Here is a 15,673-nt window from a genome sequence, read left to right on the forward strand (position 1 = left end):
ATGCGGGTGTCAGGATTGGGTGCGCGGTGCTTTCGCGGTGGCATCTGCACCGCTGATCGCATGCTGCGTGATGATATCCGGCTTTGTAGTGGGCGCCGCTATTCCCGGCGGCTGTTGCGGCTGCCCGCCCATGCCCATCTGCTCGAATATTTTCTCTCGTGATGTCTCGATGAGCGTCCAGGCGGCCTGCCTCACGTCGGGCATTTCGCTGGCGGATGCCTGCGCAAACTGGAAGAGGCTTGCCGATGCCTCGTGCACATATTCCCGGGTCTTGCCGAGCCATTCGCGCGGCAGACTTACACTCACCCAGGTGCCGACCGAACAGACGCCGTTGTTCATAAACTGGCTCTCGGATGTCCCGGCCATGCGGATATAAGCGTAAAGCTCCCGCCGCTCCGTGGGGGGAAACGGTACGGCATAATCGAGGTCGACGCGTTCGGTGGTTCGGGGCACCAGCCGCTCTACCACCCCGTCCGCTTCCTGCGCCCAGGCATCGGCATTTACCTTTACCCTTGAACCCACGGAAAGGGCCTGCGCCTGACGTTCGGAAAAAATTGCCACGACAAAAGCGTTGCGACAGTCGAGCGCCTCCGCCAAGGTGTCGCCGGCCACCACTTCACGTCCCGTCACGGCAACCGGCTTATAAAGCGTCGTGCCCGGCGGAATGGCGAGATCGGCGCGGGTCAGTCTGTCGATACGCGCGGCCTCCGCGGAGGCAAGCGCTTCGAGTTCGCTTTTCCGCGTCTGCATGGTCGTCATCTGCATCTGGATTTGCAGCAGATCGGCGGACCTTGTGCGGATTTCCTGCTGAAGATTTTGCAGGGATTGCAGGTCGGAACCGATATAGATGCCCTGGCGCGCGAAGCTCATTTCCTTGTTAAGCTTGTCGACGGCAACTTTCGCGGCCTGCAGTTTTGTATCTTCAAGTTGTATCGTATCGGCGATGTCGTCGCCAATTCCGAAATAAACACCCTTGGCAACCAGCTTCTGTTTGCGCACCGCTTCTGCTTTCGCGATGCGGGTCGAATAGGTCACCATCTGCAAAGCAGCCTTTGCCGCTTCAAGGTCGGATTCTGTTCTCTGCAGTAAAGCCGCTTGCTGGCTGAGAAGATCATTGTTCAGATTGTCGACCCGGCCAGCATAATCGCCGATAATCGCGTTTTTCTGGCGAAGTTCATTGTCGAGCGCCGCCAGTTGCACTTTCAGGCCGATCAGAGTGGTGTTGTCGACCTTGTCGTTTTCAACAGCCGCCCTGCCGTTACCGGATATTTTCACCACGCCACTGATGGGGGTCGTCAGCGGAATGACGGGAGCATTGATCAAGGCGCGGTTTGTCTGCGAAGTGAAGACAGGTGGAAACACGGAGGAGGAAAACACTGTGGCGACAACACCGAGAACAGTATATGAGGCCAGCCTGACCGAGGCGCCTTGAGGTTTTTCTTTATCTCTATTGCGGAACAGCATGGCACGAACTCCTGTTTTGTTGAACAGCATTTCCTCCCGCAGTATTAAAATAGTCCATCAAGTTTTTTTGCAGCGCAACATCGTTAAGATTGCATTAAGACATTTTCCGAAATTGCCGAAATACTATGCATCTGCCGGCTTTATGGACGCAAAATTTCACCCATGAAAACTTCCTGGGTCAAATTTCAGTCGTTCCATATTAGCTGTGCCTTTATAGCGGCAGCCGGCACCCGCCTTGTGCACTTTGCTCGACCGGGGCGCACAACCTGAGAATGTACCGCATTTCCACTATGGCAGAGAGAAAAATTTTAAAGAATCGCTTTGGCGGCAGGTCGCTCTGCTCTGAGCGCCGAAAGCGGCTTCACTCTTCCGTGCTTCGGGCAAAATATTTTGACCATTCGTTCGCGCTGAAGGCTATGGGGACGGCCAGGAGGTCCAATCGCTCTCCGCTAGACAGCCGTTATATTGAGATATAATCGCGAGGCACGGCGGCCATGCCGTCACCGTTCATTCCATATCATCGAGAAACGGGTGCCTTTTTTGAGTTCCGGGTGCGTGTGCGTCTGCTCGACCCGGGCGCCAATATTCTGCGCCATCGCCATGATCAGCTTGGTGCCGAGACCGGTGCCGCGAGGGGCTGAATCCGGTTTCACACCGACGCCGTCATCCTCCACAACAAGAATGAACCGGCCGTCCTGGGCGGACAGGTTAATGCGCACTGTGCCTTCTTGATCCGGATAGGCATATTTGAGCGCGTTTGTCAGAAGTTCAGTGACGATGACACCGAGCGCAACGGCATGGTCGGCGTTCAGATCAACCTCACAGAGCGACGTTTCGACCGTGATGGAGGAAGAGCCCGGAACAGCTTGGAACAGGTCGCTTATGATCGAGGTGAGATAGGAATTCAGGGATACGAGCCCCACATTCGCGGTATTGTAGAGACTGCGATGAACGCCGGCGATCGCAGAAATCCGGCTCTGCGTCTCCAGCAACGCCGTTTCTGCTTCCTGGGACTTCAGCGTATTGATCTGCAGCCGGATCATGGCGGAAACCAGTGAGAGACTATTCGCGATGCGATGGTTCATCTCTTTCACCATCATTTCCGCATGCTCTTTAGCCTTTATCAGCAGACGGTCAGCTTCCTCTTTTGTCTGGCGCAGGCGATGGTTTTCAAGCGCCTGGTTGATGGCTGCCAGCAACAGCGGAAAAAAGTCGTCTCCAACATTCTTGATGACGTAATCGGCGGCACCAGCCTTGAGCGCGTCTATGGCGATCTGGGCCTCGTTGGACCCCGTTACGTAAAGAACGGGAACCCGGGCCGGCACCGTCTCGATAGCCGCCAGAAACTCCATTCCCGTCGCCGTCTGAAAATAGTGATCGAGAACGACGACATCGAACTGCCCGTTTTGGAAAAGCTCAAGCCCGGAAGCAACGGACGCGGCATGGACCACCTCCATTCCGTGGCGACCAAGGACGCGGCTCGCAAGCCGCGCCAGAGCCGGGTCGTCATCGACATACAAAACGCGCAGAGCCATCATGCCTTCAGGGTATCTGTATTACGGAAAAGAAAAGGCCGAGATTTTTGATGGCATTCGCGAAGCCCTCATAGTCGACCGGCTTTGTTATATAAACATTCGCACCGAGATCATAGCATTTCTGAATTTCGGTTTCGTCATCAGTGGTCGTCAAAACCACGACAGGCAGACGGCGGGTGTATTCATTGCTTTTGATCTGCTCGAGAATGCTGATGCCGGACATGTCGGGGAGATTGAGGTCGAGCAAAACGAGCAGATAGCGATCCTTGCTGACGAGCCCGTCCCGGCTTTGGCCCAGGATATAATCCAGCGCCTTTGCACCGAGTGTGAACGGCACGATCTCGTTGTTGACACCTGCTCTGCGCACATTCTTCTCGATCAGACGGGCATGTCCCTCGTCGTCTTCGATCATCACGATCGTTACTTCCTGACCGGTCGCTTTCATTTGTCGCCTTCCTTCGTTACTCTTCTGAGGTCACTCGGAAGCAGCAAGATAAATGTGCTGCCTTCCCCGAGTCGCGACTCCACCCTAATGTCACCTCCTAAATTTCTGATTAGCGAACGGACATGTGCGAGACCTATTCCTTCACCGGGCTGGTCCTGTTCGCCCGCCCGACGAAACAGTTCGAAGACACGCTCAAGATCCTGCTCACCGATACCGCGCCCGTTGTCGCCAATTTCAATGGCGATCGCGCCGCGCCCGGCCGGATAGGCGCGTGCCGTTAACCTCAGAGGGCGCCCAGGCATCTGATATTTCACCGCGTTATCGAGAAGATTACCTAGAATCTGGTCGAGAGATATGCGGTCCGTCACGACTGTCAGCTTGGGCGTGTCGACATGAATCTCTCCTCCATTGGCCGTGATCTGATGGCGCACGGTCTCTGAAAGCGAGGAGAGCAAAGTTTCGATATCGACTTTCTCAGGCTGAAGCTTGCGCTGGCCGTCACGGGATATCTTCAGAATGGCGTTGATCAGCTGGTCCATCTTGCGGGTCGATGAACGGATAAACCCGATGGCTTCGGGTATGTCTTCCTCAACCGCCAGCCGCGCCTCTCGGATCACGTCCTGCGTCAGCGTTTTTCCATCTGCCAGGACATAGTTGGTGACCGGCTTCAGCGACGTATCGAATTCGGAAAGGAAGCCCATGATGTTGACAAGCGGCGCCCTCAGATCATGAGTAACGATATAAGCGAAGCGCTGAATTTCCTGGTTGGCCCGGCGAAGATCGCGTGTTCTTTCCTCGACACGCTCCTCAAGATGGCGATTGAGTTCGTCCACATCCTCCCGCGACCTGTTTAGCGCGCGAATATAAGTAAAGACGAGCAGTATCGACCCGCCGACCACGATGAGAATTGCAACGGCACCGCCAATCGTTACCCAACGAAGTGTATTGGCGGCGCCCAGTTGATCCGCAACGATGACGCGCAGGCGATCGTCGGTATCCGACTGAAGGTCCGACAGAACACTCCTGATCTCATTCATGAAGCGTTTGCCGTCGTTATTTCGAACGACCTCGGCCGCCTCGGTAATGCGACCCGCGCGCTGCAAATCGATGGTTTCGCGTGTCTCGGAGAGCTTTGCGTCGATCGCCTGCTTCAAGCCAGCGAGAGGTTGCTTATATCGCTCTTCCCCTTTCAGAAGATCGAGAAGTCGCGCCTGGCGTTCGGGCAAGCCCTGAAGGGCCTCTTCGTAAGGCCCCAGATATTCGCGATTGTTGGTAAGCAGATATCCCCGCTGGCCGGTTTCGACGTCCTGCATCGTCGTCAGCACATCCAGAATTGCGGCACGGACACGGCGCAGTTCCGCCGTTTCCTGGGAATAGAGATTATTCACCTGCACCAGCCACAAAGATGTGGAGACCATGCCAATCAAAATTGCAACGCCAACAGCAAGCATCAAAAGGCTTCGCTGGGCAAACGGTGAAAAACCAGTCACAGCAGTAACATTCCCGGTAGGCAGTTAGTTCGCAGCACAAACTAGAGTACGCAAGCGACGGATGCGAATGATTTCTTTTTACACAAGGGTGGAACCACCTCGATCTTCAGGCGTTCAGCGCTGTTGGTAAAATGTCCGGGCGCGCCTGCGACCATGTGAATGCGGTAAGCTATGCAATATGATTTTCAGGGAAAGCATATCCTCGTTCTGGAAGACGACGCCCTTCTGGCGATGGATATGGAGGACTTTCTGTCCGACCTCGGTGTCGACGTCATCGGGCCGGTTTCCGATATAGCCGCAGCGCTGGAGAAAATAAGCGCAACCGATCTGGATGGAGCGGTCATCGACCTCAATCTCAAGGGCGAATTATCCTTTCCCGTGATCGAACGACTGAGGGCCGAGAGCATACCTTTCGTCATCTGCAGCGGATATGCCGAGATACCCGGTATTCGCACGCAATTGACAGGGCTGACGATCATTTCCAAGCCGTGCGATTTTGATAATCTCCCGAATGTTCTGGCGACCGAATTCGCGCACACCGGCTAGCGGGAAAATACCCGCAACGTCCGGTAACGCTGATATGCGACACTTCAGTCCAGAGGGAAAATCACCCGATATTTCAGGCCGTCGCGATCATAGCGGATTTCACTGTCGCCCTGCAGCTCGTACTGGGCTCCCCGCGTAACAAGGGTCGTTCCGAAACCGGTCTCCAGCGGAACAGAAATGGGCGGGCCACCGCTTTCATGCCAGCGCAGCTCGATAAGGTCCCGGCCTTCATCGTTACGAAGCCTTTTCCAGAAGACCTGCACCTTCCCGGTTGCTTCTGAAAGCGAACCGTATTTCTGCGCATTCGTCACCAGTTCATGTAAAATCATGCCAAGCGCTAATGCGGATTTAGGCGATACGCTAACCCCGTCAGGACCGTCGAGCTCGACGCGGCTGGCAAAAGTGTTATGGGGTTCAATTGCCCGCTTCACGACATCCTTGAGATCGGTTTGTCCCCAGTTGCTCTGGAAAAGCAGGGCATGACTTTCGGCGAGCGCACTCACGCGGGCCACGAGCCTCTCTTGATAATCCTCTACGGATGAACTGCCTTTTGCAGTGCGCCGAATGATGGAAATGACCATCGCCATCGTGTTCTTGACACGATGGCTGAGTTCGCGGACGAGCAGCTCCTTGTGCATTTCCGCCCGTCTCCGCTCCTCCTTTTCCCGTGCTTCCGCGAGAGCGCGACCCACTGCGGAGGGCAGCCTCGCCAGTCGCTGCTTCAGGACATAATCAGTGGCGCCGCGCCTGAAGGCATCGATCGCCGCGTCTTCGCCGAGAACACCGGAAACGAAAATGAAGGGCGTGTCGGGTCTCGTTTGCATGACGACATCAAGCGCAGCCATGCCGTCAAAGTCCGGCAGGGAAAAATCTGCGAGAATGATATCGAACTGCTGATTTTCCAGAGCCTCGATGAAGGAAGTTTTACCCACCGCCCTGGTCACGACAGGGGGCGGAGAGATCCGTGAAAGCTGATCCTCGATCAGTTCGGCATCAACCGAGCTGTCTTCGAGAAGAAGAAGCTTGCTTTGCTCCATCTGCGGCATCGCCTCACGCACCATTGCGGCGCGCGCCCGGCGGCGGTTCGTTCAGCAGGGCCCAGAACACGCCAAGATCCTGTATCGCCTTAAAAAACTGATTGAACTCCACTGGCTTCACCACAAAGGCGTTCACGCCGAGTTCGTAGCTCTTTACGAGATCCTGTTCTTCACGGGAGGAGGTCAGCATGACGACCGGAATATGCTTGAGGTGATCGCTGCCCTTAACGGTCTGGAGGACCTCGAGCCCGTCAACTTTCGGCAGCTTGAGATCAAGAAGAACCACGGTCGGATCGCCGGCAGGCCGGTTGTGGAAGCTACCCGAGGCATTGAGATAATCAAGCGCTTCGGCACCATCACGTGCAATGACGACCTCGTTCGCCAGTTGACATTTTTCCAGCGCAGTTAGCGTCAATTCCAGATCGCGTGGATTATCCTCCACGAGAAGAATAGGTCTGAGTTCAGGCAATTTTTTCCTCTTCAACTTTCGTAACCGGCAATGTGAAGGAGAACGTGGCTCCCTCTCCCACAGTTCCCTTAGCGCTGACCGAACCGTGGTGGCGTTCAACAATTCGTCTTACCAGCGCAAGTCCAATTCCCGTTCCCTCAAAATCCTCTACCCGCTGCAATCTCTGGAACACACCAAAAAGCTTGCTGTAATAGGCCATGTCAAAGCCGACACCGTTATCCTCGACCGAGTAGGTCACGCCACCTTCGATTTCTGCCGCGGAAATGGTGATAATCGAAACGGGTTTCTGGCGGGAATATTTGATCGCGTTGTCAACGAGGTTGTACCACACCTGCCGAAGCAGGGTCGGATCTCCGAGCGATACGGGCAGATTGCCGATATGCCATTCGATCTGCCGATCAGCGATGGAATGAGCGAGGGACCGGCGAACCTCGTTCACGACTTTCTCCATGTCTACCGGCACCATTGTGATTTGCGTGCGGCCGAGTTGCGAGAAATTCAGAAGATCATCCACGAGCCTGCCTGCGCCGAGTGCCGCTTCGGAGATCATCTGCAGATAGTGGAGCGATTTTTCATCCAGGGCGTTGCTGCGTTCGCGCAAGAGCTGGGCGAAACCGACAATATGACGGAAGGGCGCACGGAGATCATGCGAAACCGAGTAGGAAAATGCCTCCAGCTCCTTGTTGGTCCTCTGCAATTCTTTTGTCAGATCCGCCATTTCCTCCGCCTTGCGCAGGACGATGCCGATGATCGCGCCACGCAACTCCCGCGCCGCTGCAAGCTCGGGCGCTGACCACGGTGAGGCTGTGTTGCGCACCTGCTCTTTCCAGGTTTCGAACGATTTGCGCGGATGAATGCGCCCGCTCTCATGCACTGTCTTGTGCGGATCCCCGCCCCAGCGCACCGTCTTTACGACTTCCGGCCGAAACCAGATCAGCCAGCTTCCGTGCAATTCCGAAACCCGCATCGCTATGATCCCGCTTGCCACGGACGCAAACGCCGCAGCAGCGGGATAATCGCCGGCAAGATTGTCTGTGGCAAACAGGTCTGCAACCTCGCGTTCGCCGAGCCAGCGGATCAATCCTTCGACCTGCTCCTGCGAGGGAGTCTTGCCCACGAGATGGTACTCATCGCCAAAAAGGAGTGCCGCTCCCTCAGCCCCCACCTGCTCCAGCAGATCGTCCTTTTCGCTCTCCCCGCCCAGAAGGCCGTCAACCCATCTTTGTGCCGCCGCCATCCGCTTGAGCAGGCGAGCCTGGACATGACCAAGTTCCAGCCGGCGCGAAGCATCCTGAGAACTTTGCTCCATTGCGATCCGCATCGAAAGGAGCTGGGCGGCGAAATCGCAGGCTTCGCGCACGGCGAGCGAGACGGAGTGCGGGGCGGCGTGATGGCATGCGATCAGCCCCCACAATTTGCCATTGACGATGATTGACACCGACATCGAGGCCGCCGTCGCCATGTTACGCATGTATTCCAGATGAACGGGCGAAACGCTGCGGAGCTGTGAAAGGCTCATATCGAGCACTGCGCCCGTTTCCGAGTTGACCTGCGGCATGACAGGCACGGGCCTGTAATCGACGTCCGGGATCATACGCAGACGGTTGACCGTATAAAGCTTGCGCGCCTGCGGCGGGATGTCGCCAGCCGGGAAGCGAAGCCCGATATATGAAGGCAACGCGCCGCTGCCGGCTTCCGCCACGACATGACCGCTCCAGTCGGGACCGAAGTCATAAATGAGGGTCCGGTCATAACCGCTGATCGAGGAAACAAGCTGTGCAACTCGAGACAGTGCGTCGCTCAGCGACGGCGTGCTGTTGAGATATTGGGCGAGGCCCGTTAACTCGCTCATCAGCGCTTCGGCGGATGCGCCCGGGCCTGTTCTCTCAAGCTCGACGATGATCACGCTTCCCGACCGATGCGCCGAGACATCGAGTTTTTTTTCGGTCCAGACATATCTGAAGCTGCTGTCGTCACCGGAATACCAAGCCGGTAACGCCTCGATAAAAGGCAATGTTCCCCGGTCTGGAATCACCCCGATCGATAGAGGCGCATCTAGAAAATCCTGCAGGTTATCGCTCGCCTGCACGACGGCCAACTGACGCGCGGACAGCACGAAGAGTGCGCCATGTTGCTGGATAGCGCCGGGAATGTGGATGGGCTCGGCGCCGCAACTATCCAGCTTCGGCGTGACTGAACTCATGACTTTCTCCAGCCGCTCTGTGATCGACGGCCTGCTCAAAACGCGGCCAGCCTAGCCATTATTCTACGGATGTAAACGTTTGCTTACACGAAATTGTTTCGCCGTCGGCCACGTCCCTCTCAGGTTTCGGCAACAACAGCGGGCTTCATGAGATAATGACCCACACCCCAGACGTTACCGTCCTCGTGACCAAACAGCCCGGCCGTTGCGAGAAAAAACAGACGCCAGCGGCGTTCCCATAACCGCGCGTCAGCGCCATAAACACGCTGCAGGATCGGCCTTATGTGGCCGATTTCCCGATCGAAATTCTCAAGCCAGGCGAGAGCCGTGCGCCGATAATGCGATCCCGGCCAGTTCCATTCCCTTTCGACGGTAAGAACCTCGCTGAAACGATGGGGAAGATCAAAAGCGGGCATGATGCCGCCGGTGAAAAAATGCCGGGCAATCCAGTCGGCGGGGTTGTTGTGGTCGAAACGATAGGATCGGCTGCGGTGGTTGAAGACATGGAGGAAAAACTTGCCATCAGGTTTCAGCCAGGTACGAACGCGTTCGAAGAGCACCTGCCAATTCGACATATGTTCGAACATTTCGACCGATACGACGCGATCAAAGTGATCGCCGGTCGCAAAATCGTTCATGTCTGCGGTCACCACGGAAAGATTGGACAGCCCGCGCTCACGCGCGCGGCCAAGGATGGATTCCCGTTGCGATGCGGAATTGGAGACAGACGTGATCCGCGCATTGCGAAAACGCGCTGCCATATAAAGCGACAGCGAACCCCAGCCGCAGCCGAGTTCGAGAATGTCCATGCCGTCCTCCAACTCGGCATGGTCTACCGTCTCGGCGAGAGCAGCTGTCTCCGCTTCACCGAGGCTTGTCTTGTTATGGGGATAATAGCAGCAGGAATATTTCCGCTGGGCTCCGAGAACCAGTGCGAAAAATTCAGCGGGGACTTCATAGTGTTGCCTGTTCGCCTCGTCGGTATGGCTGGCGACGGGGAATTTCGCCATATCCGCCGCAAAAGCCGCCTCGGCATCCGGCGGTATTTTGGCGAGCCGCCGTTTCGTTCTTGCGCAGAGCATATCTATTCCGGCGAGTGTAACGCTGTCGTTGAGCGCCGCGCGTTCTGCGGCATTGATGGCAAAGGCGAGCATATTCATGGCGTTTCCTCGTTTTTGCGCGGCCCCGGAAAGAAGGCGTTGACGCGGCGTTGCAGGGCACGGAATTTTTCTCCGCGCGATTTCAGCATGTGCTCTTCAAGCGGCGGAATGCCGGAGACATGGACGAGCAGCCAGTACATCATGACGGGCGCGGCAAGCGACGCCCAGGACAAGCCGTGCGCCTGAAGGGCCAGCAGCGGCAAGCTGCACCAGAAAAGCCATTCGAAGAAATAATTGGGATGGCGTGAATAACGCCAGAGACCGGTTTCACATATACCGGTTTTCGCTTCGGGGGTTTTCCTGAATTTCGACAGCTGGGCGTCCGAGAGCGCTTCACCTGCCAGTGCAACAAGCGCAACCATGGTGGCGAGAAGATCTATGGTACGCGGGAAAATCCGGTCGTTGCTGGCGGCTAGATAAACAGCCAAAACAAGCACGAAGGCGGCAACCGCCTGTATTTGCAGGAAGAAGAAAAGCCGCCGGGGACCGGTTTCGCCCCATTGCTCCATGAGTTTTGCATAACGCGGATCTTCCCCGCCACCCCGCGTGCGCAGGCCTATGTGTCCAGCAAGCCGCAGGGACCATACGACAACGAGACAGAATACGATACTGCGCCGCCCGCCATCGCCCTCCGCCAGCAACACAGCCAAGATGCCGCCGAGCCCGACGCTTGCCGACCAGACGGTGTCGATCCAGCCGCTCGAGCCGGTCGCTCTTTGTAATGCCCAGGCTCCCGCCATCAGCAGCGACATCAGAATGGCAAGCGTCAGGATCACGGAAAACATCACTACTTCGCTCACCACTTTTAATCGATCGAGGCCGGGTTTCGTGATGGCAAATACGGCCTAACCAGCAAAAGAGTTTCAGGGTTCGAAAAAAATTCGAAAAACCGCCTGCCGCTGAAACTTATCAGACGGCTGCTTCGTATCTGCGCTGTCCAAAGACAATTTCTACAATGCGATAGCGAGGATCGATGACCGACACCGAAACAATGCGACGAGACAACCGGCGCCGCATCGCGATAGTGGGAACGGGAATTTCCGGTCTGTCAGCAGCCTGGCTCTTGTCGCAAAGGCACGATGTCACGGTCTTCGAGGCGGCAGACCGCGTCGGAGGCCACAGCAACACGGTGACATTCGATACGAAGAATGGCCCGATCCATGTCGATACGGGTTTCATTGTCTATAACGACTGGACATACCCCAATCTGACCGCGCTTTTTCGAAAGCTGAACGTGCCGACCGCAGCCTCGAACATGTCGTTCGCTGTTTCCCTTGATAATGGCGGCTTTGAATATTCCGGCGGAAACGGGTTTGGCCTGCTCGCACAGAAGAGAAATGCTCTAAAACCCCGCTTCTGGTCGATGCTTGCGGACCTCCTGCGATTTTATCGCAACGCCCCGCGTGACCTGCACTCGATGGCTGACATGTCCCTCGACGATTATCTGACGCGTAATCGCTACGGCGCAGCGTTCCGCGACGATCATCTCTACCCGATGGCTGCGGCGATATGGTCCACACCGGCCATGGAAGTAGGCCGTTATCCGGCGGCGCATTTCATCAAATTCTGCCGCAATCACGGTTTGCTGTTGCTGCGCAACCGGCCGGTCTGGCGCACCGTCGTTGGTGGCTCGCGCGAATATGTAAAACGCCTCACGGCACCGTTTGCAGACAGAATTCGCCTGTCAACGCCAGTGACGCGTATTCGCCGCCTGCCGCACGGCGTCGAAATTACAACTGCGCAGGGTGAGATTGCCCGCTTCGATGACGTGGTCATCGCGACGCATGCGGATCAGGCCCTGGACTTGCTGGCGGATGCGACACGTGTCGAAAAGCGCATTCTCGGTGCCTTTGGTTATACGCGAAACCGGGCCGTGCTTCACACTGATAACACCTTCATGCCGCGCCGCCGCGCGGCTTGGTCAAGCTGGAATTATGTGGCCGACACGCGCACCGAAGCGGGCCAGCCCAGCATCACATACTGGATGAACCGGCTCCAGCCGCTCGGCGAAGCCGAGGATATTTTCGTGACCTTGAACCCGGTGCGGGAACCGCATCAAGGAAAGATCATCGCCGAAGAGACCTATCACCACCCCGTCTTTGACGCCGGAACCGAACAGATGCGCCAGGAACTATGGGCCTTACAGGGCTTGCGAAACACCTGGTTCTGCGGCGCCTATTTCGGTTCCGGTTTTCATGAAGACGGCCTCCAGGCTGGGCTTGCCGTCGCTGAAGATCTCGGTGGCCTGTCCCGCCCATGGAAGGTGGCGGACGACAGCGGCCGGATCATCCGCCTCGATTTAGAGACGATTGCCAGGGACACGCGATCCATGGAGGCGACGGCATGAAGCCTCCCCTCGTCTCTGCGCTTTTCCCTGGCCATGTCACCCACGCCCGGTTCAAGCCGAAAACCCACAAACTGGACTATCGAATCTATTCGCTGTTTCTCGATCTCGATGAGTTGGAGACGCTGGACCGGAAATTGCGGTTTTTCTCGGTGGACCGGTTCAACCTGTTTTCATTTCATCGCAGGGACCGCGGCAACGGCAGCGGGCTTGGGCTGCGCCAGCAGATAGATGCGGCAATGACGGCGGCGGGCATGACGGCGGATGGAGGGCCGGTGCGCCTGCTTACCATGCCGCGTTTGCTTGGCTGGTCCTTTAATCCGCTCAGCGTGTTCTTCTGCCATGGCCGCGACATGGAACTCAAAGCCATCCTCTGGGAAGTGGACAACACTTTCGGCCAACGGCATTCCTATCTGATCCCCGTAGAGTCCGGCATGGGCGCGGAGATCGTACAGCGCTGTGACAAGGCTTTTTATGTCTCGCCCTTCATGGACATGGACCTTCACTATGTTTTCCGCGTCATCCCGCCTGGGGAGAGGCTGAAGATCGTCATTGAAACATTCGACGATGATGGCGCCGTCCTGACCGCCCGGCATCTTGCCCGAAGGATCGAACTGACCGATCGAGCCTTGCTGAGAGCCTTTGTCACCATTCCTTTCCTGACCCTGAAAGTCGTTCTCGGCATTCACTGGGAAGCGCTGAAAATCTGGCTGAAGGGGGTGGGGCTGAGAAAGCGCCCGCCGCCACCGGAACAGCCAATATCCTTCGTTCACCCTTCATCGTCGCAAATCGAGGCCAGAATTCATGACCCCGTTTGACAATCTCTCGGAATTACCGGTGCAGAACACCCGCGTCAGCGGCCGTATGGGCCCCGGCGCATGGCTCATCACCCGGCTGCTGAACAATATTCACCGCGGCCGGCTGCGCATCACCCTCCCCGGCGGCGGAACCATCGAAAAATCGGGGACATCGGAAGGCATCGACGCCATTCTCGTTCTGCATAACTGGCGGGCAATCCGCCGTCTGTTCGTCAATGGTGATATTGGCTTTGCGGAAGGCTTCATTGAGAACGACTGGTCCACACCGGACCTGACCGCGCTTATCCGTTTCGCCGCGCAAAATCGTGATGCTTTCACGAAATCAATGCGCGGCAGCCTGCCCATGCGCCTCATCAACCGGCTTGCGCACGGGCTGAACGCCAATACCAGACGTGGCAGCCGACGCAACATCGAGGCGCACTACGATCTCGGCAACGAGTTTTACCGGCAATGGCTCGATCCCTCGATGCTTTACTCATCGGCGATTTTCGACCTGATGACACCAACCCTTGAGGCAGCGCAGCAGAAGAAACTCGAGCGTATTGCGGAAAAGTTGCAGTTGACCGGCGACAAGGATGTGCTGGAAATCGGCTGCGGCTGGGGCGCGCTCGCCATCCACCTCGCCACGCAGCACAATGCCAACGTGACCGGCATCACCCTGTCGCCCTCCCAGTTGCGCTGGGCGGAAAATGCTGCGGAAAAAGCAGACAAGGCTGACCGGATCAAACTGAAGCTGCAGGACTACCGCGACGTCAAAGGTCAATTCGACAACATCGTCTCCGTGGAAATGTTTGAAGCTGTCGGCGAAGCCTATTGGCCAAGCTATTTCGGGACGCTGAAGCGCTGCCTGAAACCCGGCGGTCGGGCGGTGCTGCAAATCATATCCATTGAAGAAAACCGCTTCGATACGTATCGGCGCAAGGCCGATTTCATTCAGAAATACGTGTTTCCTGGCGGCTTCCTGCCCTCCGATTCAGCTCTGGAAAAAGCCGTGGGGCAAGCCGGCCTCAAACTCACGGAAAAGGAGCTTTTCGGCCAGTCCTATGCGCTCACACTGGCGGAATGGCGCCAGCGTTTCCATGCCCGGTGGCAGACTATTTCCCTGCTCGGCTTCGACGAGCGCTTTCGGCGGATGTGGGACTATTACCTCTGCTACTGCGAAGCAGGTTTTGCCGAGGGAACCATTAATGTCGGGCTGTACACAATAGAACACGGATGAGGCGGGACAAAAAAACGGAGAACCACGATGAAGATACTTGGATTGGCAATTGTATCCGCCCTGTCTCCGGTGCTGGTGGGAACGAGTGCGACCGCAGCCGATATCAACGGCAACTGGGCGCGGGGCGACGGCAAGGCGAAAGTGCTGATCGCTCCCTGCGGCGAGAAAATATGTGCGACAAACACATGGATCAAACCCGGCACCCAGAAAGAAAAGACCGGCGATCGCCTGATCATGGACATCAGGCCGGGCGAGACGGGCAATTACACCGGCACGGCCTTCGACCCACAGCGGGATAAATCCTACAAGATAACGGTGACGGTGGCAGGCAACAACATGACTACGAAAGGCTGCATCATCGCCGGTCTGCTGTGCAAGGGCATAAGCTGGACCAGGATCGACTAGCCACGTCCCAGATCCTCCCTCTCTCGTCAACCAGACCAAAAAGTCGCCTGATCAATGGCAAAGGAAAAAATCGATGAAGACATATCTTGCCGCCTATTTCTTCACCCTGGTTGCCTTTCTGGTGATCGATTTCATCTGGTTGAGCACCATGGCGTCACGACTTTATCGACCGGCCATCGGCGATCTTCTGGCGGAAAATTTCCGTCTCGCTCCGGCGTTCATCTTTTATCTCATCTACGCCGCCGGCCTTACTTTTCTCGCCGTGCGTCCGGCACTTATTTCGGGACAATGGAGCACGGCGCTGCTTTACGGCGCTGCCGTGGGCTTCATGGCTTATGCCACATATGATCTGACCAATCAGGCGACGCTGAAAAGCTGGTCGACGACCCTGACCGTTGCCGATCTGCTGTGGGGCACCTTCGTCTCCGCGGCAGCGGCCGTCATCGGCTTTCTTGTCACGGTACGCATCATTGGCCCGTTGGAAAACTCGGCAGGCTGGCCATGATGACCGTCGCCTCCTGCGGCCTGCGCCCGATGA

General features: G+C 56.7%; 15 protein-coding genes. 6 read left to right on the forward strand and 9 right to left on the reverse strand.

What is annotated here, in order from left to right; translation table 11 throughout:
- Nucleotides 1-9 precede the first annotated feature (9 nt).
- The 4 genes from K7A42_RS25495 to K7A42_RS25510 all read right to left on the reverse strand — a co-directional run bounded on the left by K7A42_RS25495 (nt 10) and on the right by K7A42_RS25510 (nt 4,895).
- Complete coding sequence (locus K7A42_RS25495; RefSeq protein WP_044459367.1) at nt 10-1,464, reverse strand: HlyD family efflux transporter periplasmic adaptor subunit; 1,455 nt, start codon at nt 1,462-1,464, stop codon at nt 10-12.
- A gap of 500 nt (nt 1,465-1,964) precedes the next feature.
- Nucleotides 1,965-3,002, reverse strand: coding sequence for a sensor histidine kinase (locus tag K7A42_RS25500; RefSeq protein WP_042935498.1), 1,038 nt, complete (start codon nt 3,000-3,002; stop codon nt 1,965-1,967).
- Between the two features lie 4 nt (nt 3,003-3,006).
- Entirely contained in the window at nt 3,007-3,444 is a 438-nt protein-coding gene (locus K7A42_RS25505) for a response regulator (RefSeq protein ID WP_004445914.1), read from the reverse strand.
- On the reverse strand, nt 3,441-4,895 hold the full coding sequence (locus K7A42_RS25510; protein ID WP_037092065.1) for a sensor histidine kinase: 1,455 nt from the start codon (nt 4,893-4,895) through the stop codon (nt 3,441-3,443). Before K7A42_RS25510 ends, K7A42_RS25505 begins: the two co-directional genes overlap by 4 nt.
- Nucleotides 4,896-5,105: 210 nt before the next feature.
- Between K7A42_RS25510 and K7A42_RS25515 the strand changes: the two genes are divergently transcribed.
- A complete protein-coding gene (locus K7A42_RS25515) occupies nt 5,106-5,480 on the forward strand; it encodes a response regulator (protein ID WP_006699868.1) in 375 nt (124 codons plus the stop codon).
- A 44-nt stretch (nt 5,481-5,524) separates the two neighbouring features.
- On the opposite strand, the gene K7A42_RS25520 is transcribed toward K7A42_RS25515, so the two are convergent.
- The 5 genes from K7A42_RS25520 to K7A42_RS25540 form a co-directional block, all read right to left on the reverse strand.
- Nucleotides 5,525-6,517 carry a sensor histidine kinase gene (locus K7A42_RS25520; RefSeq protein ID WP_113381573.1) on the reverse strand — a complete coding sequence of 331 codons (993 nt, stop codon included), beginning with the start codon at nt 6,515-6,517 and terminating at the stop codon, nt 5,525-5,527.
- A gap of 13 nt (nt 6,518-6,530) precedes the next feature.
- Nucleotides 6,531-6,986 carry a response regulator gene (locus K7A42_RS25525; RefSeq protein ID WP_037092067.1) on the reverse strand — a complete coding sequence of 152 codons (456 nt, stop codon included), beginning with the start codon at nt 6,984-6,986 and terminating at the stop codon, nt 6,531-6,533.
- Nucleotides 6,979-9,189 carry an ATP-binding protein gene (locus K7A42_RS25530; protein WP_044459102.1) on the reverse strand — a complete coding sequence of 737 codons (2,211 nt, stop codon included), beginning with the start codon at nt 9,187-9,189 and terminating at the stop codon, nt 6,979-6,981. Before K7A42_RS25530 ends, K7A42_RS25525 begins: the two co-directional genes overlap by 8 nt.
- Before the next feature lie 119 nt (nt 9,190-9,308).
- Complete coding sequence (locus tag K7A42_RS25535; RefSeq protein ID WP_282456112.1) at nt 9,309-10,349, reverse strand: SAM-dependent methyltransferase; 1,041 nt, start codon at nt 10,347-10,349, stop codon at nt 9,309-9,311.
- The gene (locus K7A42_RS25540; protein ID WP_044459100.1) at nt 10,346-11,134 is read right to left on the reverse strand and encodes a DUF1295 domain-containing protein; all 789 of its coding nucleotides are present in this window, start codon (nt 11,132-11,134) and stop codon (nt 10,346-10,348) included. Before K7A42_RS25540 ends, K7A42_RS25535 begins: the two co-directional genes overlap by 4 nt.
- 188 nt (nt 11,135-11,322) lie before the next feature.
- Here K7A42_RS25540 and K7A42_RS25545 point away from each other — a divergent pair, with 188 nt between their 5' ends.
- From K7A42_RS25545 to K7A42_RS25565, 5 genes are all read left to right on the forward strand, one after another.
- Nucleotides 11,323-12,696: an NAD(P)/FAD-dependent oxidoreductase gene (locus K7A42_RS25545; RefSeq protein WP_004445922.1), complete on the forward strand. Its 1,374-nt coding sequence runs from the start codon at nt 11,323-11,325 to the stop codon at nt 12,694-12,696.
- Entirely contained in the window at nt 12,693-13,511 is an 819-nt protein-coding gene (locus K7A42_RS25550) for a DUF1365 domain-containing protein (protein ID WP_244405737.1), read from the forward strand. The genes K7A42_RS25545 and K7A42_RS25550 overlap by 4 nt, the downstream gene beginning before the upstream one ends.
- Complete coding sequence (locus tag K7A42_RS25555) at nt 13,498-14,730, forward strand: SAM-dependent methyltransferase (RefSeq protein ID WP_244405734.1); 1,233 nt, start codon at nt 13,498-13,500, stop codon at nt 14,728-14,730. Before K7A42_RS25550 ends, K7A42_RS25555 begins: the two co-directional genes overlap by 14 nt.
- A gap of 27 nt (nt 14,731-14,757) precedes the next feature.
- Nucleotides 14,758-15,135, forward strand: a complete 378-nt coding sequence (locus tag K7A42_RS25560) for a DUF2147 domain-containing protein (RefSeq protein WP_244405733.1) — start codon at nt 14,758-14,760, stop codon at nt 15,133-15,135.
- A 73-nt stretch (nt 15,136-15,208) separates the two neighbouring features.
- The gene (locus tag K7A42_RS25565; protein WP_112556275.1) at nt 15,209-15,640 is read left to right on the forward strand and encodes a DUF2177 family protein; all 432 of its coding nucleotides are present in this window, start codon (nt 15,209-15,211) and stop codon (nt 15,638-15,640) included.
- The last annotated feature ends 33 nt before the right edge of the window (nt 15,641-15,673 follow it).

This window comes from Agrobacterium sp. InxBP2 (assembly GCF_026191755.1).
GTDB classification, from domain to species: domain Bacteria; phylum Pseudomonadota; class Alphaproteobacteria; order Rhizobiales; family Rhizobiaceae; genus Agrobacterium; species Agrobacterium pusense.